The 21,949-nt window shown below is 70.2% G+C and carries 15 protein-coding genes and 1 tRNA gene; 7 read left to right on the plus strand and 9 right to left on the minus strand.

The window, feature by feature from the left end:
- A partial coding sequence (locus AC5JJ2_RS17340; RefSeq protein ID WP_495859276.1) for a glutamine synthetase III family protein occupies window positions 1-1,332 on the plus strand: 1,332 nt, incomplete at its 5' end.
- 76 nt (window positions 1,333-1,408) lie between these two features.
- Here AC5JJ2_RS17340 and AC5JJ2_RS17345 read toward each other — a convergent pair.
- Entirely contained in the window at window positions 1,409-2,344 is a 936-nt protein-coding gene (locus tag AC5JJ2_RS17345; protein WP_495859277.1) for an alpha/beta fold hydrolase, read from the minus strand.
- Between the two features lie 79 nt (window positions 2,345-2,423).
- Window positions 2,424-2,972: a carboxymuconolactone decarboxylase family protein gene (locus AC5JJ2_RS17350; protein WP_495859278.1), complete on the minus strand. Its 549-nt coding sequence runs from the start codon at window positions 2,970-2,972 to the stop codon at window positions 2,424-2,426.
- A 212-nt stretch (window positions 2,973-3,184) separates the two neighbouring features.
- Here AC5JJ2_RS17350 and AC5JJ2_RS17355 point away from each other — a divergent pair, with 212 nt between their 5' ends.
- On the plus strand, window positions 3,185-4,810 hold the full coding sequence (locus AC5JJ2_RS17355; RefSeq protein ID WP_495859279.1) for a sigma-54-dependent Fis family transcriptional regulator: 1,626 nt from the start codon (window positions 3,185-3,187) through the stop codon (window positions 4,808-4,810).
- Between the two features lie 58 nt (window positions 4,811-4,868).
- On the opposite strand, the gene AC5JJ2_RS17360 is transcribed toward AC5JJ2_RS17355, so the two are convergent.
- Window positions 4,869-4,942 (minus strand) — tRNA-Asp (locus AC5JJ2_RS17360).
- 66 nt (window positions 4,943-5,008) lie between these two features.
- Entirely contained in the window at window positions 5,009-7,756 is a 2,748-nt protein-coding gene (locus AC5JJ2_RS17365; RefSeq protein ID WP_495859280.1) for a M16 family metallopeptidase, read from the minus strand.
- A 219-nt stretch (window positions 7,757-7,975) separates the two neighbouring features.
- Between AC5JJ2_RS17365 and AC5JJ2_RS17370 the strand changes: the two genes are divergently transcribed.
- Window positions 7,976-9,226: a lactonase family protein gene (locus tag AC5JJ2_RS17370; protein ID WP_495859281.1), complete on the plus strand. Its 1,251-nt coding sequence runs from the start codon at window positions 7,976-7,978 to the stop codon at window positions 9,224-9,226.
- A 169-nt stretch (window positions 9,227-9,395) separates the two neighbouring features.
- Here the strand turns inward: AC5JJ2_RS17370 and AC5JJ2_RS17375 are convergent, their stop codons facing one another.
- Window positions 9,396-11,828: a calcium-binding protein gene (locus AC5JJ2_RS17375; RefSeq protein WP_495859282.1), complete on the minus strand. Its 2,433-nt coding sequence runs from the start codon at window positions 11,826-11,828 to the stop codon at window positions 9,396-9,398.
- Between the two features lie 199 nt (window positions 11,829-12,027).
- Here AC5JJ2_RS17375 and AC5JJ2_RS17380 point away from each other — a divergent pair, with 199 nt between their 5' ends.
- The 3 genes from AC5JJ2_RS17380 to AC5JJ2_RS17390 all read left to right on the plus strand — a co-directional run bounded on the left by AC5JJ2_RS17380 (window position 12,028) and on the right by AC5JJ2_RS17390 (window position 14,408).
- The gene (locus tag AC5JJ2_RS17380; protein ID WP_495859283.1) at window positions 12,028-12,978 is read left to right on the plus strand and encodes a hypothetical protein; all 951 of its coding nucleotides are present in this window, start codon (window positions 12,028-12,030) and stop codon (window positions 12,976-12,978) included.
- A gap of 92 nt (window positions 12,979-13,070) precedes the next feature.
- Complete coding sequence (locus AC5JJ2_RS17385) at window positions 13,071-13,784, plus strand: hypothetical protein (RefSeq protein WP_495859284.1); 714 nt, start codon at window positions 13,071-13,073, stop codon at window positions 13,782-13,784.
- Window positions 13,785-13,808: 24 nt separating this feature from the next.
- The gene (locus tag AC5JJ2_RS17390) at window positions 13,809-14,408 is read left to right on the plus strand and encodes a cupin domain-containing protein (protein ID WP_495859285.1); all 600 of its coding nucleotides are present in this window, start codon (window positions 13,809-13,811) and stop codon (window positions 14,406-14,408) included.
- 132 nt (window positions 14,409-14,540) lie between these two features.
- On the opposite strand, the gene AC5JJ2_RS17395 is transcribed toward AC5JJ2_RS17390, so the two are convergent.
- Window positions 14,541-17,426, minus strand: coding sequence for a protein kinase domain-containing protein (locus AC5JJ2_RS17395; protein WP_495859286.1), 2,886 nt, complete (start codon window positions 17,424-17,426; stop codon window positions 14,541-14,543).
- Window positions 17,427-17,494: 68 nt separating this feature from the next.
- Window positions 17,495-18,061, minus strand: a complete 567-nt coding sequence (locus tag AC5JJ2_RS17400; RefSeq protein WP_495859287.1) for an RNA polymerase sigma factor — start codon at window positions 18,059-18,061, stop codon at window positions 17,495-17,497.
- 84 nt (window positions 18,062-18,145) lie between these two features.
- Here AC5JJ2_RS17400 and AC5JJ2_RS17405 point away from each other — a divergent pair, with 84 nt between their 5' ends.
- Complete coding sequence (locus AC5JJ2_RS17405; protein WP_495859288.1) at window positions 18,146-18,379, plus strand: hypothetical protein; 234 nt, start codon at window positions 18,146-18,148, stop codon at window positions 18,377-18,379.
- On the opposite strand, the gene AC5JJ2_RS17410 is transcribed toward AC5JJ2_RS17405, so the two are convergent.
- Together AC5JJ2_RS17410 and AC5JJ2_RS17415 are read right to left on the minus strand one after the other, a co-directional pair.
- Complete coding sequence (locus AC5JJ2_RS17410; protein ID WP_495859289.1) at window positions 18,351-20,111, minus strand: arylsulfatase; 1,761 nt, start codon at window positions 20,109-20,111, stop codon at window positions 18,351-18,353. The two genes, AC5JJ2_RS17405 and AC5JJ2_RS17410, sit on opposite strands and share 29 nt — an antisense overlap.
- A gap of 21 nt (window positions 20,112-20,132) precedes the next feature.
- Window positions 20,133-21,584: a TonB-dependent receptor gene (locus AC5JJ2_RS17415; protein WP_495859290.1), complete on the minus strand. Its 1,452-nt coding sequence runs from the start codon at window positions 21,582-21,584 to the stop codon at window positions 20,133-20,135.
- Between the last annotated feature and the right edge of the window lie 365 nt (window positions 21,585-21,949).

Below are 21,949 nucleotides of genomic sequence, written 5' to 3' on the forward strand. Positions count from 1 at the left end.
GGCATCCCGGTCAAGACCCGGCACAACGAGGTCGCCCCGAGCCAGTACGAGATCGCCCCGATCTTCGAGGACTCGAACCTCGCGACCGACCACAACCAACTGGCGATGGACATCATGCGCCGCACGGCCGAGAAGTACGGCCTGTGCTGCCTGTTGCACGAGAAGCCGTTCGCCGGGATCAACGGGTCCGGCAAGCACAACAACTGGTCGATGTCCACGGACACCGGCGAGAACCTGCTCAACCCCGGCGACAACCCCCACGACAACGCGCAATTCCTGGTGTTCTGCGTGGCCGTCATCCGGGCCGTGGCGAAGTACCCGGAACTGCTCCGGGTCAGCGTGGCCAGCGCCGGGAACGACCACCGCCTGGGCGCGAACGAGGCCCCGCCGGCGATCATCTCGATCTTCCTCGGCGACCAGCTGCAAGACATCATGGACCAGTTGGAAGCCAGCAATCTGAAGAGCACGAAGCAGGGCGGGTACATGGAGGTCGGGGTCAGCGTGCTGCCGAAGCTGCCGCGGGACGCCGGGGACCGGAACCGCACGTCGCCGTTCGCGTTCACCGGGAACAAGTTCGAGTTCCGCGCCGTGGGTAGCTCCTTCAGCATCGGCGGGCCGAACGTCGTGCTGAACACGATCGCGGCCGAGTCGATCGACTTCATCGCGACGAAGCTGGAGGCCGACGTGAAGGCCGGGAAGTCGCTGAACAAGGCGATCCAGGACCTGCTGCCGGGGATTCTGAAGGAATCGAAGAAGGTGGTGTTCAACGGCAACGGGTACTCGGAGGAGTGGCACAAGGAGGCCGAGAAGCGGGGCCTGCCGAACCTGAAGAACACGGTCGAGGCGATCCCGCAGATCATCAGCAAGGCGAGCGTCGAGCTGTTCACGAAGTACAAGGTGCTGACGGAGAAGGAGCTGCACGCCCGGTACGAGATCTTCAGCGAGAAGTACGTCAAGGAGATCACGATCGAGGCGAACATGATGGTCCACATGGCGAAGACGATGATCCTGCCGGCCGCCCTCCGCTACCAGGGCGAGGTGGCCGCGGCCGTGAACGCGACGAAGGCGGCCGGCGTGGACGTGACGGCGCAGCTGGAGGAACTGAAGGGCCTGGCCGGGACGATCGGGAAGTTCCAGTCGGCGACGAAGTCGCTCGACGAGGCGGCGAACCACCACAACGGCGGCGACGCCTACGGCCACGCGAAGTACATGAAGGAGAAGGTGGTCAGCGGCATGGAGGAGCTGCGGAAGCTCGGCGACACACTCGAGACGCTGGTGGCCGACGACCTGTGGCCGCTGCCGACGTACCGGGAGATGCTGTTCATCAAGTAACCACTCGGCGAGCGAAAAGCGACGACGCCCACCCGCACGGGTGGGCGTCTTTCTTTTCGGGGCACGGCCGCCGCCGTTACTTGACGTGCTTGCCGAGGAAGTCCCGCATCAGCGTCGCGATCTCGTCGCCGTTCGTTTCCAGGGCGAAGTGCCCGGCGTCGAGCAGGTGGAACTCCAGCGTCTTCAGGTCCCGTTTGTACGGCTCGGCCCCGGCCGGCGGGAAGATTTGGTCGTGCTTGCCCCACGCGATTAGCACCGGCGGCTGGTGTTTGCGGAAGTATTCCTGCCATTTCGGGTACAGCGGCGGGTTCGACCCGTAGCTCAGGAACAGGTCGAGCTGAATCTCGTCGTTCCCCGGCCGGTCGAGCAGGTACTGGTCGGTCGTCCAGCCGTCGGGCGGCACCAGATCCGGGTTCGGGAGGCCGTGCGTGTACTGCCACTTCGTCCCGTCGAGCTTCAGGAACGGCCGCAGGGCGTCCCGCCGCTCCTTGCTCGTCGGCTCCTTCCAGTACGCCTTGATCGGCTTCCAGAACTCGTTGTCCAGCCCCTCGTCGTAGGCGTTCCCGTTCTGGACGACGATCGCGGTAACGCGGTCCGGGTGCTTGGCCGCAAGCCGGTAGCCGACCGGCGCGCCGTAGTCCTGCACGTACAGGGCGTACTTCTTGAGGCCCACCTTCTCCGTAAACTTCTCGACCACGTCGGCGAGGTTGTCGAACGTGTACGCGAACGTGTCGCGGGCCGGCGTGGCGCTGTGCCCGTAGCCGGGGTAGTCGGGGGCGACGACGCGGTACTTGTCGGCGAGCTTCGGGATCAGGTTGCGGAACATCTGCGAGCTGGTCGGGAACCCGTGCAGCAGCAGGATCGCGGGGGCGTCCGTCGGCCCGGCCTCGCGGTAGAACACGTCGAGGTCCCCGACTTTGACGGTCTTGTGCCGGGTCTTCGGCGGGTCGGCGGCGACGGCCGCGGGTACGGTCAGGGTCACGGCAGTCAGTGCGAGAAGCGTGCGGAACATGGTCGGTCTCCGTGTAACGGTGGGAGTCGAAGGTTTCCGGCGAGGCCCCCCGGCAGGGGGGCCGGGGGATGGATGGCGGTTACGCGGCGGCCGCGAGCGGGTCGGCCTTCGGGAAGTCGAGGTCGGTCTCGGCGAGGTTGTTGAAGTAGTTCGTGAACACGTTCACCGCGACGTGGGCGACGACCTCGGCGACGGCCCCGTCGTCCCACCCGGCGGCCCGGACGGCGGCGAGGTCGGCGTCGGCCACCCGGCCGCGGGTCTCGACCACCCGGCGGGCGAACGCCAGCAGCGCGGCGGTCTTGCCGTCCACCGCGGCACCATGGCGGGCGTCGCGGACGTGGTCGGCGGTCAGCCCGACCGCCTTGCCGATGGCGGAGTGGGCGGCGAGGCAGTACTCGCACCCGTTCGCCTCGGCGACGGTCAGGGCGAGTTGCTCGCGGACCTTCGGCGGGAACGTGCCCTTCGCGAGCGCCCCGCTCAGCTGCAGGTAGCCGTCCAGCGTCGCCGGGCTGTTCGCCATCGCGCGGGTCATGTTCGGGACGATGCCGAGCTTCTGCTTGACCGCGTCGAGTAGTTCCTTCGGGCGGCCGGTCGCGGCGTCGGGGTGAATGGCGGGGATACGGGACATGGTCGTGCTCCTTTGCGGTTGAGGGCTGCGTCGGGAAGTTCCGTTGCAGTTGCCCTGGAGATAATCACGACCCGTGCCAAACTCGAGCAGAATGCACAACTCGCTTTACGAGAAAGATTTACAGCAATATGATGTCCGCGGTGACGGTAACGAATTCTCGTCGATACACGATTTTTCGTAACCTTTCTCCGAGACCTCGTTAGGAGGGGTACATGGCAGACGACCCCGACGCCCCGCTGTTCCTCGACCCGAAGCAACTGCTCCTGGACATGGCCCGCGAGCACGCCGTCGCGGACCTGTTGCGGCTCGTCGTGAACCGCCTCGCGGCGTCGCCGCGGGTGGCGATGGCCCGCGTCTGGCTCGTGCAGAAGTCCGCGGACTGCACCGGCTGCCCGATGATGGCCGAGTGCCCCGACCGGTCCTTGTGCCTGCACCTCGCGGCCAGCGCCGGCCGGTCGGTCGCCGACCCGCGGGTCGAGTGGACGCGGCTGGACGGGGCGTTCCGCCGGTTCCCGCTCGGCGTCCGCAAGGTCGGGCGGATCGCGGCCACGGGGCAGCCGGTCGAAGCGCCGGACCTGTGGCCGGACCCGCCGACGTGGGCCGTCGGGCCGGACTGGATGCGGGCGGAGGGGATCGCCGGGTTCGGCGGCCAGCCGCTCGTCCACCGCGGGCAGACGCTCGGCGTGCTGGCCGTGTTCGGCCGCGGGGCCATCGGCCCGGCGTGCATGGACTGGCTCCGCACGATCGCCGACCACGCCGCCGCCGCCCTCGCCACCGCCCGCGCGTTCGAGCAGATCGACGCGCTGCGGAAGCAACTCGAGGCCGAGAACGAGTACCTGCGGGAGGAGGTGACGCGGGCCGGGGCGTTCGGCGAGCTGGTCGGGCAGGGGCCGGCGCTCGGGGCGGTCGCCCGGCAGATCGACCTGGTCGCCCCGACCGACTCCGCCGTGCTCGTCCTCGGCGAGAGCGGCACGGGCAAGGAACTCGTCGCCCGCGAGGTCCACCGGCGGAGCAAGCGGGCCGGCCGGCCGCTGGTGAAGGTGAACTGCGCGGCCGTGCCGCGGGAGCTGTACGAGAGCGAGTTCTTCGGCCACGCCCGCGGGGCGTTCACCGGCGCGCTGCGCGACCGGGCCGGGCGGTTCGAGCTGGCGGACGGCGGGACGCTGTTCCTCGACGAGGTCGGTGAGATCCCGCTGGAACTTCAGGCGAAGCTGCTCCGCGTCCTTCAGGAAGGCGAACTCGAACGGGTCGGCGAGGAGCGGACGCGGCGGGTGGACGTGCGGGTGATCGCGGCGACGAACCGCGACCTGCGGGCCGAGGCGGAGGCCGGGCGGTTCCGGTCGGACCTGTACTACCGGCTGAGCGTGTTCCCGGTCGAGCTGCCGCCGCTGCGGAAGCGGCCCGAGGACATCCCGCTGTTGGCCGAGCACTTCCTGGCGGTGTCGTCCCGCAAGCTCGGCCGCCCGGTCCCGAAGCTGACGCTCGCGGCCGTCCGGCAGCTCCAGCAGTACCCGTGGCCGGGGAACGTGCGGGAGTTGCAGCACGTCGTCGAGCGGGCGGTCATCACCGCCGAGGGCGGGCGGCCGACCTTCGACCTACCGACCGCTTCCCCGCGGCCCGCCCCGGCGGCAGCTCCCCCCGCCGCGGACCGCGTCCTGACCGACGCCGAGGTGCGGAAGCTGGAGGCGGACAACATCCGGGCGGCCCTCCGGCTTGCGAACGGCAAGGTGTCCGGCCCCGGCGGCGCGGCGGACCTCCTGGGCGTCCGGCCGACCACGCTCGCGTCGCGGATCAAGGCGCTCGGGCTGTCGGGAAGGGCGAACGAGGCGACGGCCTGAAAACGAAGAAACCCCTGACTTCTCAGGGGTTTCCACGATAACCGGCGAGTGGTACTAGCGAGGGCGACGGGACTCGAACCCGCAACCACCGGATCGACAGTCCGGTACTCTAACCAATTGAGCTACGCCCCCAACCCACATCTTTTTACCGGCCGCCCCCGCGGCGACAAGGGGGTAAAATTCGGCGGCCGCCCGCCGTCACTTCTTGAAGTCGCCGGCCCGGATCACGACCAATTTCTTCGGATCGACGTGCTTGCGGAACGCCGCCGCCACCGCCGCCGGGGTCAGCGCCTGAATCGCCTTCTCCTGCTCCGCCGCGTACGCGAACGTCCGGCCCAGGTCGAGGTTCGACGCGATCTGCGCGGCGATCGCGGCGTCGCTCGTCCGGCCGATCTTCTGCGCCTCCAGGAACGCCTGCTTCGCGTCGGCCAGCTCCTTCGCCGTCGGGCCGTCCTTCAGGAACAGCGTCAGCTCTTCCGTCACCGCGGCCGTCACCTTGTCGATGTTCTCCGGGTTCGTGCTGACCGTCACCGTCAACGACGCCACCGGGTCGCGGGACGACGCGGAGAACGACGAGGTCGCGCCGTAGGACAGGCCGTCCTTCTGGCGGATGCGGTCGCCGAGGCGGGACGACAGCGTGCTGCCGCCGAAGATGAAGTTGCCGATCCGCAGGGCCGCGTAGTCCGGGTGCGTTTCCGAAACGGGGAACGTCAGCCCGGCCAGGTACTCGGCGTTCGACTTGTCCGGCGTCACGATGTCCACCGTCGCGCCGGTCACGCCGTCGGCGGCCTTGCGGTCGATCCGCTTCGCGTCCACCTTCGCCTCCCACCCGGCCAGCATCGCCTTCACCAGCTTCACCGCCTCGTCCGGGTCGAAGTCGCCGACGACGCCGAGTTCCGCCCGCGCCCCGCCGACCTGCTCCGCGTACAGCTTCTTCACCTGGTCGAGCGTCACGGCCTCGGCTCGCTCGATCGTCTCTTCCAGCGTCGGCACGTACCGCACGTCGTCCGTCGAGTACGGCGACAGCGCCCGGCTCAGCTTGTTCCCGGCCAGCACGCCGGGTTCCGTCTTCCCGGCCGCCAGCATCGACACCATCCGCCGCTTCGTCGTCTCGAACTCCTCGGCCGGGAACGCCGGCTCGCGGAGGATTTCGCGGAGCAACTCGAGCGCCCGCGGCAGCGTCTCCTTCTTCGCCTCGACGGAGAACGTCAACTGCCCGGCCGCCCCGCCACCGCCGCCACCGCCACGCCCGCCCCGGCCGCGGCCGCCGCCCCCGCCGGAACTGATGCGAATGCCGAGCGAGTCGAGTTCCTCGCGGAGCGCCTGCCGGTCGTGCTTCTTCGTGCCGGCCATCATCAGGCCCGGCAGCATCGCGGCGGCCGTCGTCTGGCCCTTCAGCGACTCCTCGTTGCCGTAGTGCAGCGTCAGCACCAGCGACACGGTCTCGCCGCGGTTCTTCTTCGGGAGCAACCCGGCCTTCAGCCCGCCGTCGGTCACGGTCTTCAGCCGGGCGTCGAGGTTCGCCGGCGTCGGGTCGAACGCCTCGCCGGCCGCGCCGGCGTCGCCGCCCTTGTAGTCCTTCACGATCGTGTCGATCGCCGGCGCGGCGGGGATCGCCAGCCGCGTCGCTTCTTTCGCGGGGATGTACACGCCGACGGTCCGGTTCGGCTTCTGGAAGTATGCCTTCGCCACGCGGTTGAGCGCCGCCGCCGTAACCGCCTGCACGCGATCCCGCTGGACGAACAGCAGCCGCCAGTCGCCGCGGCTGGCCGCGGAGCTGAGCGCCTGGGCCATCGCCGAGCTGTTCGCCGGCAGTTCCTCCGCGTTCCGCTTGCTCCGCAGCTTCGCCTTGCTCACCTCGTCCTCGGTGAACGGCTCGTCGCCGAGCGTTTCGAGCGTCTTGACGAGCGCGTCCCGCACGGCGTCCAGCTTGTCCGGGTCGCACGACGCGCTCGCGTAGAACAGGCCGGGGTCGTGCGAGTTCTCCATGCTCGCGAACGCGCTGGTCGCCAGCTTCGACTCGACGAGCGCCTTGTACAGCCGGCCGTTGGGCGACTGCGACACGATGCCGCCGAGCAGGCTGAGCGGTGCCCAATCAGCATGAGAAGCGGCCGGGACGTGGTACGCCACGCCGACAGATCCTACCGTGCCGACCCGCCGCAGCGTTACCACCCGCTCGCCGTCCTGCGGCGGCTCCTCGGTGTACGTCGCGTCGAGCTTCCGCGTCGGCTTCGGGAGCGAGCCGAAGTATTTCTCCAGCAGCGCGATCGCCTTCGACTCCTCGAACTTCCCGGCCACGATCAGCACGGCGTTATCGGGTTGGTAGTACTTCTTGTAGAAGGCCTGCAGGTTCTCGATGGGGACCCGCTCGATGTCCGACCGGTTACCGATGGTGGACTTGCCGTAGTTGTGCCACTCGTAGGCGGTCGCCGAAATCCGCTGGCCGAGGATCGCGGCCGGGCTGTTCTCGCCGCGTTCAAATTCGTTGCGGACGACGCTGAACTCGCTCATCAGGTCTTCCCGCTTCACGAAACTGTTCACCAGCCGGTCGCACTCCATCGCGATGCCGAACTCGAGGTTCGCGTCCGTGGCCGGCATCGTCTCGAAGTAGTTGGTGCGGTCGCTGTTCGTCGTGCCGTTGAAGTTCCCCCCGTGGTCGCGGAGCGCCTTGGGGACGTTCGGGTACGTCGGCGTACCCTTGAACACCATGTGTTCGAGCAGGTGGGCCATGCCGGACTCGCCGTACCCCTCGTGCCGGCTGCCGACGAGGACGGTCATGTTGATCGTGACCGTCGGCCGCGACGGCTCGGGGTAGAGCAGCGCCCTGGCCCCGTTGGCGAACTTGTACTCGGTGACGCCCTCGACGGACGCGACCTTGACGGGCGGCTCGGCCCGCGCGACGACACACATGACGAGCAGCCAGCCGACGGCGAACGACGGACGCATGACGAACCCCCTTGAAGAGGAGCGGAAATTGATGAGAGCGCGAGTCGGGAGAGGGACAGCGATATGGTAGGGACGTTCCCGCGGATGTTCATCCGCGGGCTTTCGCCCGGTGTTTTTTGGGGCGAGACCACCGCAAATGAACATCCGCGGGGAGTCGAGCACGACGGGCGGGTTCGTAAAATCGTGTTTGCCCGCCCGCCACACCAACACCATCTCATCATGACCACCCCCCCCGCCCGCCGCTCGTTTCTAAAATCCGCCGCCGTCGCCGGGGCCGCCCCGCTGCTCGCCCGCGCCCAACCGAAGGCCGACGCCGGCCCGCTGTTCGCCTACGTCGGCACGTTCAGCTCGCCGCTCAAGGACGTGCTGCCGACGCAGGTGGACCTGCCGCCGGGCAACGGCCGCGGCATCCACGTCTTCCGCATGGACCGCGACACCGGCGCGATGACCGCCGCCGGCGTCCACGAGATGGGGACCAGCCCCAGCCACCTCGCCGTGAGCGCCGACGGGACGCGGCTCTACTCCGCGAACGAGACGGACCGGCAGGGCGAGAAGAAGGAAGGCAGCGTCAGCGCGTTCGCCGTCAACCGCGCGGACGGGAAGCTGGCGTTGCTCAACACCGTCCGCTCCGGCGGGGCCGGGCCGACGTTCGTGAGCGTTCACCCGAACGGGAAGTTCCTGTTCGTCGCCAACTACTTCGGCGGCTCGATTGCCGTGCTGCCGATCCTCGCCGACGGCAAGCTCGGAGACGCCACGGACGTGAAGACGGACGCCGGCACGGTCGGGCCGACGAAGGCGAAGCACGCGCCGCCCGGCAGCTTCGCGTTCAGCGGCCACGACCGGACGCACGCGCACCAAATCCTCCCCGACCCGACCGGGGCGGTCGTGCTGCACGTGGACCTCGGCCTCGACCGCATCTTCACCTGGCAGTTCGACGCGGCGGCCGGGAAGCTGACGCCGACGGAACAAGGGTCCGTCGCGCTGCCGCCGGGCGACGGGCCGCGGCACGTCCACTTCCACCCGAACGGCAAGTGGCTCTACTCCGTGCAGGAGGAAGGCTCGACGGTCGTGCTGTTCGACTACGCCGCCGGCCGGTTGACCGCCCGGCAGACGCTCTCGACGCTGCCGCCGGGGTACGCCGGGAGCAACTTCTGCTCGGAAATCCTCGTCTCGCCGGACGGCCGGTTCGTGTACGTCGGCAACCGGCTGCACGACAGCATCGGCGTCTTCGCGGTCGGCAAGGACGGGTCGCTCGATTACGTCGGCGAGGAGTGGACGCGGGGGAACTACCCGCGGAGCTTCTCCTTCGACCCGGCCGGCCGGTTCCTGTACTGTTGCAACCAGCGGGCGGACCACGTCACGGTTTTCCGCGTCAACGAGAAGACCGGCGGCCTCGCGTTCACCGGCCAGTACGTGCCGGTCGGCAACCCGTCGTGCGTGACGTTCCTCGATCCGGGCAAGAAGGGCTGACGGCCGGCGCGGGACGTGCCTCTCCAGCATTCGCAACGCTCGCCTCGAGCGGACCCGCTTCCGCCGATGTCAATTTGACCGGCCGCGACCGGGCGCGGCCGGTCCGGGCCTCCTTCTTCGGAGAAGGCCCGGTCGGGAGGACGCGCGAAAGATTAGAAGCGGCGCGGAATCAAAGTGCCGTTCGGCGGTCGAATGCCGTTCGGTCATCCGACGCGTCTTGCACCAGTGAGTTCGGCGACGGGATCGACCGGGTGTTCTGAACGAAGACGTTGTCGATGGCGTCGGGCAGAGGAATGGTCTGCTCCGGCGTCGTCGGCACGCCGGCGTCCGTCGGTCGGTGCTTTCGCTCGTCCCGTGACGGCCGAGCGACGGACGGTTCCGCGCCGACGTACGGGTTCAGGAGCGCGGCCATCTCGACTTCCGCCGGGTCCGCCGTCGCGTCGAACATGCCGCTGCACAGCGGGCAGCCGCACCCGTCGCCGATGGTGAGTCCGCCGTCGGCCGCCGCCGTCCCGACCGCCGGCACCGGCGTCCCGAGCGGCCCGGCCGGGAGGTTGGCGACGCCGAGGTTCTGCCCCAGCGTCCGGTAGCTGTTCTGCTGGATGCGGTTGCCGTTCGCGTCGAGCTGAAACCCCGAAGCCTCCCGGGCGTCGAACGACCGGTCGAGGAACGTGTAATTGAACTGGGCGTTCTGGTCGTTCGAGGCCAGGAAGCCGACCCGCATCGACTCGTTCAGCCCCTGGTTGTCCACGTGCCGGAGGCCGAACGTGTGCCCGATCTCGTGGGCGGCGGTGTTCGACACGTACTGGATGTCCTGGAACAGGTTGTCGCCGGGCAGGTCGGTCTCGATGCCGGCGAACGCCACGTCCGTCTTGTTGTTGTTGCCGAAGTCCACGTCGCTGGCGATTCCGCGGAGGCCGAAGAAGCCTTCGAACTTGGCCGGCCCGATGAACAGCGTCGTCGCGTTCTGGCCGACGACCGCCTTCTCCCCGGCGTTGCGGCGGACGACGTCCACGCCGAACGCCCGGTAGTCGTCGTAGATGTTGTCCATCACCTGCCCGATGGCCGTCTCGCGAAAGTCCCCGGCGTTGGGCAGGAACTTCGCCACGGCCGCCCCGTCGTTGTCCTCGTCCAGGTCGGCGAGGTTGTGGCTCCAGTCGGTCCCGGCCCAGTTGACCAGGTCCTGGTGCGTGACGTTCGCCCCGTCGAACTGGACGTACACGACCCGGCGGGCGTCCTCGACGCCGACGTTCGAGTAGAAGTTGAACCCCACCCCGCCGTCCACGAGGTCGGCCCCGGCCCCGCCGGTCATGGTGTCGTTGCCCGCGCCGCCGTCGAGCTGGTCGTCGCCCGCGCTGCCGTTGAGCGTGTCGCCGCCGTCGCCGCCGGACAGGAAGTCGTTGCCGTCGCCGCCGACGAGCACGTCGCCGCCGGCCCCGCCGGCGATGCTGTCGTTGCCCGCCTCGCCGTCGATCTGGTCCACGGCCGTGCCGCCGGTGAGCACGTCGTCGCCGTCGCCGCCCTTGAGGTTCACGCCGCCGGAAAAGGCCGCGGCGTTGAGCTTGTCCTTCCCGCCGCGGCCGTCGAGCGCGCCGCGCTCGATCGAGACGAAGTTGCTCGTCCCGCCGGCGACGAGCTTCGTGTTCGTCAGGGTGAACGTGTCGTCCGCGCTCGTGCCGACGGCCGTGATCGTGTCGAACCCCGGCCCGCCGTCGAGGTGGTTCACGTCGGTGGCGGCTTCCGGGTCGCCGGCGGCCGCGCCGTTCAGCACGTCGTTCCCGTTGCCGCCGAAGAGCTGGTCGGTCCCGTCGTCGCCTTCGAGTTCGTCGTCCCCGTCGTTGCCGAATAGCGTGTCGTTGCCGCCGCCGCCGTCGAGTTCGTCGGCCCCGGCCCCGCCGACGAGCGTGTCGTCCCCGCTGCCGCCGGACAGCCGGACCGTGCCGGAGAACGCGGCCGCGTCGAGCACGTTGGCCCCGCTGCCGCCGGCGAGGAACGCCTTCTCGACGCTCAGCAGCGTGTCCGCCCCGAGGCCGGTCAGGCCGGCGTTCGTCAGCTTGAAGTTGACGTTGTCGGATTCCGTCACCTGGTCCGTGCCGGCCCCGCCGTCGAGCGCGTCGTTCCCGGCGTTGCCGGTGAGGGTGTCGTCGCCGTCGCCGCCGAGGAGCGCGTCCGCCCCGCCGTTGCCGCGGAGGGTGTCGTTGCCCGGGCCGCCGTCGAGGCGGTCGTCGCCGCTGCCGCCGAAGACGGTGTCGTCCCCGGCCCCGGCATCGACGACCGCGTTCGCGCCGAGCGGCTGGCCGCCGAAGCTCTCGGTGTCGATCCGGATGAAGTCCTTGCCGCCGAGGCCGAGTACCTCGACGCCCCGCAGCTCCGACGCGGGCACGCTCGGGACCGTCACCTTCGTGCCGGCCACCGAGATGAGGAGGTTCGCGACGCTCACCTGGTCGTTCGTCCGGCGGACGGTGATGGCGTCGGCGGCGTCCGTCCCCTCGATGCGGAGGAGGCCGTCGGTCAGGGTGGCGGTCAGGGCCGCCGCCGGGAGGTGGCGGTCTTCCAACGGGACGAACCGCGGGCGGAAGCGAAAGGCGTTCGAGTTTTTCACGGAATGGCTCCGGCAGAGTGTGTGACGGTGTCCGGTCGCGGACACGGAGCGGGAGGGTAAAACCCCACGTCTCCACCGAGGCCATCCGCCGCCGCGGGGAAGTGCGCCAACTTTCGGGCGCGGAAAAAAGTTGGCGCGGCGGCCGGGCGTTCGCGGATTCGTGGGGTGTGGCCCGCGATTCGACGAAAGGAAACTGGCCGTGGCACACTTCCACAAGATTCCGACGAACGAGGTCATCTCGGCCAAGCCGGTGACGATCGCCCGCGGCTCGATCACCGTCGGGCTGTGGGGGTACATCGACCCGAAGTCCGGCGAACTCGATGTCGTGTCGGACAGCCCCGGCGTCGTCGCCACGAAGGGCAAGGTCCGCGGGGACAGCCGCGAGTGGGTCATCACCGCGGCGACCAGCGGCCGGGCGCGGATCGAGGCCCGCACGATGGACCTCGGGCTGTGGGACTTCTTCGAGCTGACGTGTACCGCGGCCCCGACCGTCCCGGCCGGCGCGACGGTGGTGAGCGCGGAGGACCGGGCGGAGGTGTTCGACGCCCTGCGGACCGGGAAGATTCTGGGCGGCGGCCAACTCTACGCGGTCGAGAAGGCCGGGAAGTACAACGACGGCGCGCGGGACCTGGTGCTGGCGGACGCCATGTTCCCGGTGCTCGCCGCCCTCGCCCGCGGCGGCCCGCTGGAGCTGCTCAGCCTGATGCGGTTCAACGAGGGGCCGCACGGCCGGGCGAAGACGGACGACGTGGCGATCGGGTCGGCGATGGACATCAAGGCGTACGCCAACGTCCCGATCAACCTGCTGAACGGGGACAACGTGGAGAACGCCATCGCCGGCGTCGTGAAGGTGATCGACAACCTGCCGCCCGGCAAGTACGCGCTGGGGCTGCCGCGGCCCAGCCCGCGGGCGAAGGGGCCGCCGATGCCGAAGAAGGACGTGTTCCTACCGGTGGACCCGCCGCGGGGGTGGCCGATGCCGCGGGTCGGGTTCCCGCTCGGCAACCCGACGCCGCAGTTCGTGAACCCGGACGCCGCGGACGCGGTGAACGCGGCCCTCGCCCGCAACCCGCGGGCGACGTTCGACCGCATGTTTCAGGACGCCCCGGACCACCTGCATTTGGAAGTGATCTCGGCGCGGTCGGAGTGAGCCAGCCCCGGCCCGCCCGCCGGCCGCGCGTGGGGGCGCGCGGCACGGCCGGGCGGCCGGGCGTTCTTTCAACCTTCCTCTCGGAGGCCGTCATGGCCAACTACCGCATCGGAACCGACGACCCGACCTTGAAGCCCGACCCCGGCGCGGGGGCTTGGAACTCCGTACCGAAGCAGCTCAAGTACCGGCTGCTCGGCGCGGAGATCGTCAACCACCTGCCGCACGCGGCGGCCGTCGTCGGGATCGACGCGGCGAAGAACATGCTGCACTACTTCGGCAACACCGGGGCCGACCTGACGATCGACCTGGCGAAGATGCTCCAGGACGTGCCGGCCGCGCAGGACGCGTTCAACACCGAGTACTGGGCGGCCCGGAAGTTCGTCGAGTCGCTGCCGCCGGGCATTCACGCGATCACCTCGGAGAAGGTGACGCACGGGTACAACGCGAAGGCCGACGGCGTGAACTGGTACTTCGCCATCGGCGGGTACTCCGTCTGGGGCAAGGGCACGGCCGACGTGGCGAGCGTGGGCGGCGCGGCGTCGTACCTGCTCGACTTCGAGTTCAAGTTCTTCGACCGGTACAACTGGGACGCCGGCAAGTCGGTGACGCTGTTCGGCGTCACGATCACCGATTCGTTCATGGGCGAGTTCCACCGCCAGGGGCTGGCCCGCGAGTTCAACTGCGTCGGGTCGCTCAAAAGCCGCCACGCCTGGGGCGCGGCCCGGCCCGCGCCGGCGGCCACGCCCGCCCCGGCCCCCGGCGTGCGGCCGCCGGCCCCGCCCGTGCCGACGAAGCTGGCCACCTGAAATCAACATCGAGGAGACTGTGTCATGTCGAAACGAGGCGACGTGTGGGAGAACCCGGCGACCGGCGAGCGGGCCGTCGTCCTGGTCGGGACGGCGGAGACGCGCGGCGACCTGCTGATCGCCGACGTTCACGTCCGGCCGGGCGGGGGCGTCCCGGCCGAACACCACCACCCGGACATCGAGGAACGGTTCACCGTCCTCCAGGGGCGGGTCGGGTTCAAGGTGGCCGGCGTCGAGTACGCCGGCGAGCCGGGAATGTCGGTACTCGTGAAGCCGGGCGAACCGCACGACTGGTGGAACGCCGGGGCCGACGAGGCCGTCGTCCGCGTCGAGGTCCGGCCGGCCGCGCGGTTCGAGGCGATGATCCGCACCATCTTCGGGCTGGCCCAGGACGGCCGGGTGAACGCGGAGGGGATGCCGGGGCTGCTGCAACTGGCGGTGTTCGCGCGGGAGTTCGACGACGTGATCCGGTTCACCCGGCCGCCGCGGGTCGTGCAGCGGGCACTGTTCGGCGCGCTCGCCCCGGTCGCGTGGCTGTGCGGCTACCGCGGGTCGTACCCGGAGTATCTAACGCGCGAACCGGCGAACGTCGGGTCAGGCGAGTGGGTGGAGCTGCCGGCGTAGCGGTGGTTGCAAACCTGGGACCGCGGGCGTCCCGCCCGCCACGGCCCCAGCCAGTTGAGACAGCTCCCCGCGGCCGAGAAGGTGGGCGGGCGGGACGCCCGCGGTCCCAGGTGTCAACCGCTGCGAATCGACTCACCGCGCCGCGTCGGCCACGCGCTGCCAGAACGCCCGCCACGCCGTCGCCTCGTCCGGCGGTAGCGCGGCCAACGCCGCCTCGTCCCGCACGGCCGCGAGGTCGGCGTAGTGCTGCCACTTCCGCAACATCGCCGCCGGGGGGCGGCTCTCGAACTCGGCCGTCAGCCAGTCGAGCGCCTTCGCCCGCCGGCCGGCCGCGACCGCCGACCGCGCGGCGTCCACCCGCGACGCCGTCGCCCCGGCCGCGACCGCCTCGGCGTAGAACGCGGTCGCCTCCGCGTGCCGCCCCTTGCCCCGGCACACCCGCGCGAACCCGACGCGGGCTTCCGCGTCGCGCGGCCGGTCGCCGGCCGCGAGGCGGGTCTCGTACTCGAGGAGCTGCTCGCCGTCACGGACCCACGCCTCGGACGGCAGCTTCCAATTCTGTTCCTTCTTCCCCAACTCGTGACCGCACCGGAGCGATGCCAGCGACTGCTCGAACTGCCCGGTCTCGCGGAGGGCGAACCCGAGGTGGCAATGCACCCGCGCGTCGTCCGGCCGCAGGCGCAGGGCTTGGTCGAAGACCGAGACGGCCTCGCGGTAGTCCCCGATGTCCGTCAACCCGACCCCCAGGTTCAGCAGGTAGAGCGGCTTCGCCGGGTCGAGCCGGACGGCCTCGCGGAAGTATTCGACCGCCTCCGGCATCCGGCCCGCCCGGTGGTAGCAGACGCCGAGGTTCTGCTGGACGACGGCCCGGCCCGGCCGGACGGCGCGGGCGGCGTGCAGGTAGCCGACCGCCTCGTCCGGCCGCCCGGCCCGGCCGAGGGCGTTGCCGAGGGTGAAGTTCAGCCAGAAGTCAGCCGGGTGTCGCCGCTGCGCGGCCTTGAGCATCGCCTGCCCCTCGGCCGTCTCGCTGAGCAGCCGGCCGACCCGCGACACGAGGCCGGGCGACAGCTCCGGCATCCCCAGCTCGACCAGTCGCTCGCGGAGGCGGGTTTGGATTTCCGGCACGCCGGCGTTCGCGGGGATGCCCGCCAGCACCCGCTTCCATTCGTCCGGCTCCGCGGCGCGGGCCACGGCCCGCATCACCGCCCGGTGTCGCGGGTCGTAGGTCGCGAGGAAGTGGAGGGTCGAAACCAGTTCCTCCCGGCTCGGCGAGGCGATCACGCGGCGGGTCAACTCGGCCTCGTCGGCGGCCGCGAAGTCCAGCCCGTAGCCGCGGACCGCCCGGTGGTACGCCGCGACGGCCTCGGCCCGGCCGTGCCCCGGCTCGTCGCTCACCGTCGCCCGGTCGAGCTTGATCTCGTCCAGCGCCGCGGCCAACTCCAGTTCCCGGCCCGCCTCCGCGACGACCGCCCGTAACTCGTCCAGGCCGAAGTCCTCGACCTCCTCGTTCGCCCGGTGCAAGAGCGCCTTCGCCTCGGCCCAGAGGAACCGGTCGCGGAGGGCGGGAACCTGCTCCAGCACGCCCCGCACCCGGCCGCGCGCCTGTTCCTGCAACAATTCTTGCTCCGCGCGCCGGCGCGCCTGCTGGCGGTCCAACGACCACAGGCTGCCGAGGGCCATGACGAACAGCGCGACGGCCAGCGCGACGATGGCCGCCTCCCGCGGCCGCCGCCGGCACCACCGCAGGCCGCGCTCCAGCCGGCCGGCGCGGCGGGCGCTGATCGGCTCGCCGGCCGCCCACCGGCCCAGGTCGTCGGCCAGGTCCGCGGCGCTGCCGTACCGCCGGGCGGGTTCCTTCTCCAAACATTTCAGACAAATCGTCTCGAGGTCCGCCGGAACGCGCGGGTTCAACTCCCGCGGCGGCCGGGGCGATCGCTCGACGACCGCCGCCAGCGTCGCGAGCGGCGAGTGGGCCAGGAACGGCGGCTCGCCGGTGAGCAGCTCGTACAGCACCGCGCCGAGGCCGTACACGTCGGTCGCGGTCGTCACCTCCCGGTCGCCGCGGGCCTGCTCCGGGGCGATGTAGCTCGGCGTGCCGACGACGCCGGTGCCGACGGCCGGCCCGGCCGTCGGGTCGAACCGCTTCGCCAGCCCGAAGTCGGCGACGTGCGGCTCCCCGGCCTCGTCGAGGAGGATGTTGGACGGCTTCAGGTCGCGGTGCAGGACGCCCCGTTGGTGCGCGTGGTGGACGGCCCGCGCCAGCGTTTCCATCAGCCGGGCGGCGGCGCGGGGGTCGGCGGTCGGCCCCTGGACGCGGTCGAGCAGGCTGCCGCCGGGGTAGAACTTCATACCGAAGTACGGCAGCCCGTTCTGCGCGCCGACCTCGTAGACGGTGACGATGTGCGGGTGGTTCAGCCGGGCGATGACCTCGGCCTCGCGGCGGAACCGGGCGAGTTCCTCGGGCGTCGCCTGGCCGGGGAGCAGCGTCTTGAGCGCGACCGTCCGGTCGAGGGCCGGCTGGTACGCGCGGTAGACGACGCCCATCCCGCCGCGGCCGAGTTCGTCGAGGACCTGGTAGCCGGGGACGGTCGGCCGTGCCGCCGTTGGGGAAGGGTAGGGCCGCGTGGAGAGCGACGGGTCCGGGCTGAGCCGCAGCCGCCGCGGGAGGTCGTCCCGGAACTGCGGGAACCGGGCGTGGTACTCGTCCGCCGCGGCCGCGCCCTGCCACTGCCGCCGGAGGGCGAACTCCGCGGCGATCAGTTCCAGGACCGCGGCCCGGTCGGCCCGCAGGGCCGGGAACCGCGTCAGGTAGTGTTCGACCCGCGCCCCCTCGCCCCGCCGCAGCCGGAGGTCGAGATCGACGTGAACGAGTTCGTACAGGAGTTGGGTGTGACCCTCGGCCGGCAGGAAGTGCTCGATCGTCGGCCGCGCGTCGGCCCGCCACGCGGCCTCGAACCGCCGGATGACGGCCTCGTGCTCGTCCGAGAAGTCGGCCGTGTCGTTTCGGAAGGAACTCATCGACGGGGAAACCCCTTCGGGCAATCACAGGGGGAATGGGCTATCGGCAGACCGAGAGAATAGTGGTCCTATCCGCAGTCGCCCATCCGAAGTAACTGGGCGTGAACCCGCTCCCGCAGCCGTTGCACGCTCCGTAACGCCCGGCCGAGGCGGAGGCTGATCTCGGCCGCCGAATACCCTTGCAGGCAGAGTTCCAGGACCGGCCGGTCGGACTCGTCGAGCGTGCCGAACAGCGCCTCGACGGTTTCCGCCAGGACGGCCGCCTCGGCCGGCGACGGCTCACGGTCGGCCACGGCCTGCCAGAGCGGCTCCGCGTCGGCGTCGGCGTGGGCCTCGCGGCCGATGTCCCGGCGGGCCGCCCGGTGGTAGCCGACGCGATCCGCGCACTTGCGGACGGTGATCCGGGTGAGCAGGCCCCACAGGCTGTTCGCGTTCCAGATTTGAACGCGGCCGGCCCGGTGGCGGACGAAGAAGCTCTTGAACGCGGACTGGACCACGTCTTCCGGGTCGATGCGGTGGGCGAGCGGCCCGTGAATCCGCCGCCGCGCCAGGGCCACGAGCCGCCGTCCGAACCGGCGGAAAACGACTTCGGGTTGCGACAGTTCGTCCGGCTCCGGCGTGGTAATCGTTGACATCTCTCTCCCTCCCGTGGGGCTCGGACGACGGCCCCGTAAGGGGTCAATCCCCGCGACCGTCCGACGCGGCCAACTTTCCGGGTGATGGTTCGACGGGACGCGGCCCTTTCCGTCGCGGCCGCGGTTTACGTGACGTGCCTGGGCGTCTTCGAGGGGTTGTACTTCTACGCGAACGGGTTCTACGCCCGGCCGTGGGCGGTCGTGAGGGAGACGGCCGGGGCGGTCGCGTTCCCGTTGGCCGCCGGGCTCGTCGTCGCCGCGCTCCGGACGCCGGGCCACGGTCGGCCCGTCAGTCCGCCGCCTTCCTCCGCACCGTGACGAAGAACGCCCCGCACAGGTCGCGGCCGTCGGCGTCCGCGAACCATGCCTTGAGTTTTGTCGTCCCGGCCGGGAGCGTGACGCGGAGCGTCGCGGCCGTCGCCTTCGGGTCGGCCGTCGCCTCGACCGGCAAGTCGCCGACCTTCAGCTTCCCCCGCGCGATCGTCGGGAAGCTGGCCGTCACCAACTTCGCCTTGTTCGCCGGCGACTTCGCGCTCGGCTCGTACTTGGCCCCGAGGGCCGCGCCCGTCTGTTCCGGCCATCGGCGGAGCGTGAACTCGTACACGCCGGCCTCCTCGATGCGGACGTGCCAGTGTCCGCCGGTCGGCCCGCCGACCGCTTCCCGCACGAACCCGGTGTTGTCCGCGTAGATGCCCTCCCAGTCGCCGCTCGTTAGTTCCACCACCGGCTGCTGCTTCGCCCCGAGGCTCTGCGGCACGAAGTCGCTCAGTCGCGGCTCGACCGCCGCCCACCACGTCTCGTAGTACGCCTTCAGGGACGCCACCACGTCCGCGTGTTGATCGGCGACGTTCTTCGCCTGCGCGCGGTCGGCCTCCACGTCGTAGAGTTCTTCGCCCTTCACCAGCCGCCACTTGCCGCGGACGACGCACGAATCGAACTTCTTCGGCGTCTGCCCGTACTGCACCACGAAAGTCCGTTCCGGCAGCTCCTTCTGCGTCCCCTTCAGCAGCCCGGCGAGGCTCGCGCCGCGGAACATCGCGTCGGCCGCGGGCGTCGCCGGTTGCTCGACGCCGCAGAGTTCGCAGAGCGTCGGGAAGAGGTCGGTGTTCTGCGTCGGCACGGCCACGTCGCGGGGGTCGCCGAACCCGCCGTTCGGCCACCGGACCCAGCACGGGACGCGGTGGCCGCCCTCGTAGTACGTCGTCTTCCCGGCCCGCAGCCCGGCGTTGAACGTCGCCACGCCCGCCGTCCCGCCGTTGTCCGTCATGAAGATCACGATCGTGTCGTCCTTCAGCTTCCGCTCGTCGAGGAACTTGTCGAGGTCGCCGAACCGCCGGTCGATGTGCGCGATCATGCCGAAGAACGCCGCCGGGCCGCGGCCCCGGTACGGCTTCACGAACTCGTCGAGTTCGACGTGCGGCGCGTGCGGGGCGTTCGTCGGCAGGTAGCAGAGGAACGGCTCGCCCTTCTCCTGGCAGGTCTTCATCCAGTCCATCGCCCGGTCGAACCAGAGGTCGGTGCAGTGGCCGCGGAACGGCTTCTCGACGCCGTTGTGGTGGAACCGGCCGTCGATCAGCGGGCGGTCGAACTCGGCGGCGCTCTGGAGCAGCCCCCACGCGAGGTGGTACGCGGCCTCCTGGAACCCCTTGTCCATCGGCCGGTGCGGGTAGGTGTCGCCGAGGTGCCACTTGCCGAAGAGGCCGGTGCGGTAGCCGGCCTTCGCGAACACCTCCGGCAGCGTCGGCAGCCCCGGCCGCAGGAACGTCCGCCCGGCCGTGACGGACGTGGCCCCGTTCCGCAGCGCCGCGAGGCCGGTCATGAGCTGCCCGCGGGTCGGCGTACACATCGGGCTGACGTGGAAGTCGGTGAACCGCACCGACTGTCTCGCGAACGCGTCGAGGTGCGGCGTCTTCAGCACCGGGTTGCCGGTGAACGAGAAGTCGCCGAGGCCCTGGTCGTCGGTCATGACGATGAGCACGTTCGGCCGTTTCGCGGCGTCGGCGGGGAGACCGAGCGCGAGTAGGAACGCGAGAGAGAGGAGGAGTCGCATGAGAGAGGTTCCAAAAAAGGTTCACCCTGTCCCGTTCCGCTTGCAGCCGAACAGCCCGCGGTCCCGGATCAGCTTCACGACCGGGTCCGGCACCATCTTCTCCCACAGGTCGTTGCCGGACGCGATCATCGTCAGCACCTCGCGGCTGTCGATCTTGAGGAACTCCGAGTTCAAACTCTCCAGCCCGAGGATGCGGCCGTTCCGCACGGCGAAGTCGTACAGCGGCTTCGTGTCCGCCGGTAGCTCCACCGTCTCCACCGTCATTACCTGCCCGGTCCGGCGGTTCAGGTACGGGTAGAGGAAGAGCGTCATGTCCCCGCGGAGCAGCCGGCCGAGCGACTCCAGCAGCCCGCCGTCGAGGTTCGTGTAGTAACTCGGGTCGAAGATTTCCGGCACCGTCACCGTGCCCATCGCGAGCGCCAGCGGCTTCGTCGTTTGCCGGCGGAGGTGGGCGGCGAGGCGGTAGAACTCGGAGAAGTCCGAGATCAGCACGTTCAGCCCGCACGCCCCCATCGCGTCGGCCCGGCTGAGGAAGTCCCGCACGTCCGGCCCGCCGGTGTCCTTGCCGCCCATCAGGTTCCGCATCGTGATCTCGGCCACCGTCACGATGTTGTCCCGGTCGGCCTCCGGCAGCAGCTCCCGGAACCGCCGCGTCGCCGCCTGGAAGATGTCGAGGTTCACGTGCGTGACCGGCCGGAAGCTGCCCCGCTCGACGAGCGCCGGCTTCTTGTGCAAGAGGTCGCTGGACAGCAGCACCTTCCCGTTCGGCCCGAACATCGCCGCCTTCGACAGCTTGTTCCGGACCAGGCTCAGGCTCATGAGCCGGTTGTCCACGGCCCGGAACCCGATGCCGGTGAACTCGATCAGGTCGATCTCGATCCGGCTGGAGTTCAGGTCGTCCATCAGCGACTGGATGAACTGCTCCGGCTCGTGGTGCAGGAAGAACGCGGCGTACAGGAGGTTCACGCCGATGATGCCGATGGTTTCTTGCTGAAGCAGGTTCGACGGGTCCATCAACCGGAAGTGGATGATGACCTGCGACTCGGCGTCCCGCGGGTAGACCTGGAACCGGACGCCCATCCACCCGTGGCACTCGTTCGTCCCGGCGAAGTTCCGGGCGGACACGGTGTCGGCGAACGCGAAGAACGACGTGGTGTCCTCCCGGTCGTTGGACAGCCGCTCGATGTTGAGCTTGTACTCGTGGTCGAGCATGGCCTCCAGCCGCTCGCGGCTGACGTACCGGCTGGCGTGGCCGTAGATGGCGTCGCTGACGGCCATGTCGTAGGCGGACATGCTCTTGGCGATCGTCCCGGCCGCCCCGCCGACGCGGAAGAACCACCGGACGACCTCCTGCCCGGCCCCGATCTCGGCGAACGTCCCGTACCGCCGGCTGTCCAGGTTGATGCGGAGCGCCTTGCCGTGCGTGTCCGGCCGGGCGGTGTCGAGCTTGCGGATGGTGCTAACGCTGGTCATCGGGCGGCCCCCACGGTTGGGGGCACTATACCGGCGGGGGCGGCGAACGGCCCGCCGTTCCGCTCTTTGAAACGGTGGAACGAAGCGCCGAGGGGCGGCCGACTGCCCCGCGCGTGGCAGCTGCGTGCGCAACTCCGCGGGCAGCCTTTCGCGGAAGGCGGTTTTCGCGGTCGATTTGCCCGGCGGGATGATTCCGACCCGTTGGCACGGGCCGTGCAATTACTCAGGCATCGGCGGGTGTGGATGAACAGTAGTCAGGTGAGTGGGCGACACCAGACTACATATCCCACCCGCCGATTTTTTCGTTTCCCGACTTCGCGATCTCCCGACACGCTCGTCGAGTTCCGTCGGCGCACGGGTTGCCC

Source organism: Limnoglobus sp. (assembly GCF_059499385.1).

Bases quoted from the DNA above. Each gene is read 5' to 3' on its own strand.
- AC5JJ2_RS17350 (WP_495859278.1), bottom strand. From the start codon at position 2,972: ATGTCCCGTATCCCCGCCATTCACCCCGACGCCGCGACCGGCCGCCCG.
- AC5JJ2_RS17385 (WP_495859284.1), top strand. From the start codon at position 13,071: ATGGCCAACTACCGCATCGGAACCGACGACCCGACCTTGAAGCCCGAC.
- AC5JJ2_RS17355 (WP_495859279.1), top strand. From the start codon at position 3,185: ATGGCAGACGACCCCGACGCCCCGCTGTTCCTCGACCCGAAGCAACTG.
- AC5JJ2_RS17400 (WP_495859287.1), bottom strand. From the start codon at position 18,061: ATGTCAACGATTACCACGCCGGAGCCGGACGAACTGTCGCAACCCGAA.
- AC5JJ2_RS17345 (WP_495859277.1), bottom strand. From the start codon at position 2,344: ATGTTCCGCACGCTTCTCGCACTGACTGCCGTGACCCTGACCGTACCC.
- AC5JJ2_RS17370 (WP_495859281.1), top strand. From the start codon at position 7,976: ATGACCACCCCCCCCGCCCGCCGCTCGTTTCTAAAATCCGCCGCCGTC.
- AC5JJ2_RS17365 (WP_495859280.1), bottom strand. From the start codon at position 7,756: ATGCGTCCGTCGTTCGCCGTCGGCTGGCTGCTCGTCATGTGTGTCGTC.
- AC5JJ2_RS17410 (WP_495859289.1), bottom strand. From the start codon at position 20,111: ATGCGACTCCTCCTCTCTCTCGCGTTCCTACTCGCGCTCGGTCTCCCC.
- AC5JJ2_RS17390 (WP_495859285.1), top strand. From the start codon at position 13,809: ATGTCGAAACGAGGCGACGTGTGGGAGAACCCGGCGACCGGCGAGCGG.
- AC5JJ2_RS17395 (WP_495859286.1), bottom strand. From the start codon at position 17,426: ATGAGTTCCTTCCGAAACGACACGGCCGACTTCTCGGACGAGCACGAG.
- AC5JJ2_RS17405 (WP_495859288.1), top strand. From the start codon at position 18,146: ATGGTTCGACGGGACGCGGCCCTTTCCGTCGCGGCCGCGGTTTACGTG.
- AC5JJ2_RS17415 (WP_495859290.1), bottom strand. From the start codon at position 21,584: ATGACCAGCGTTAGCACCATCCGCAAGCTCGACACCGCCCGGCCGGAC.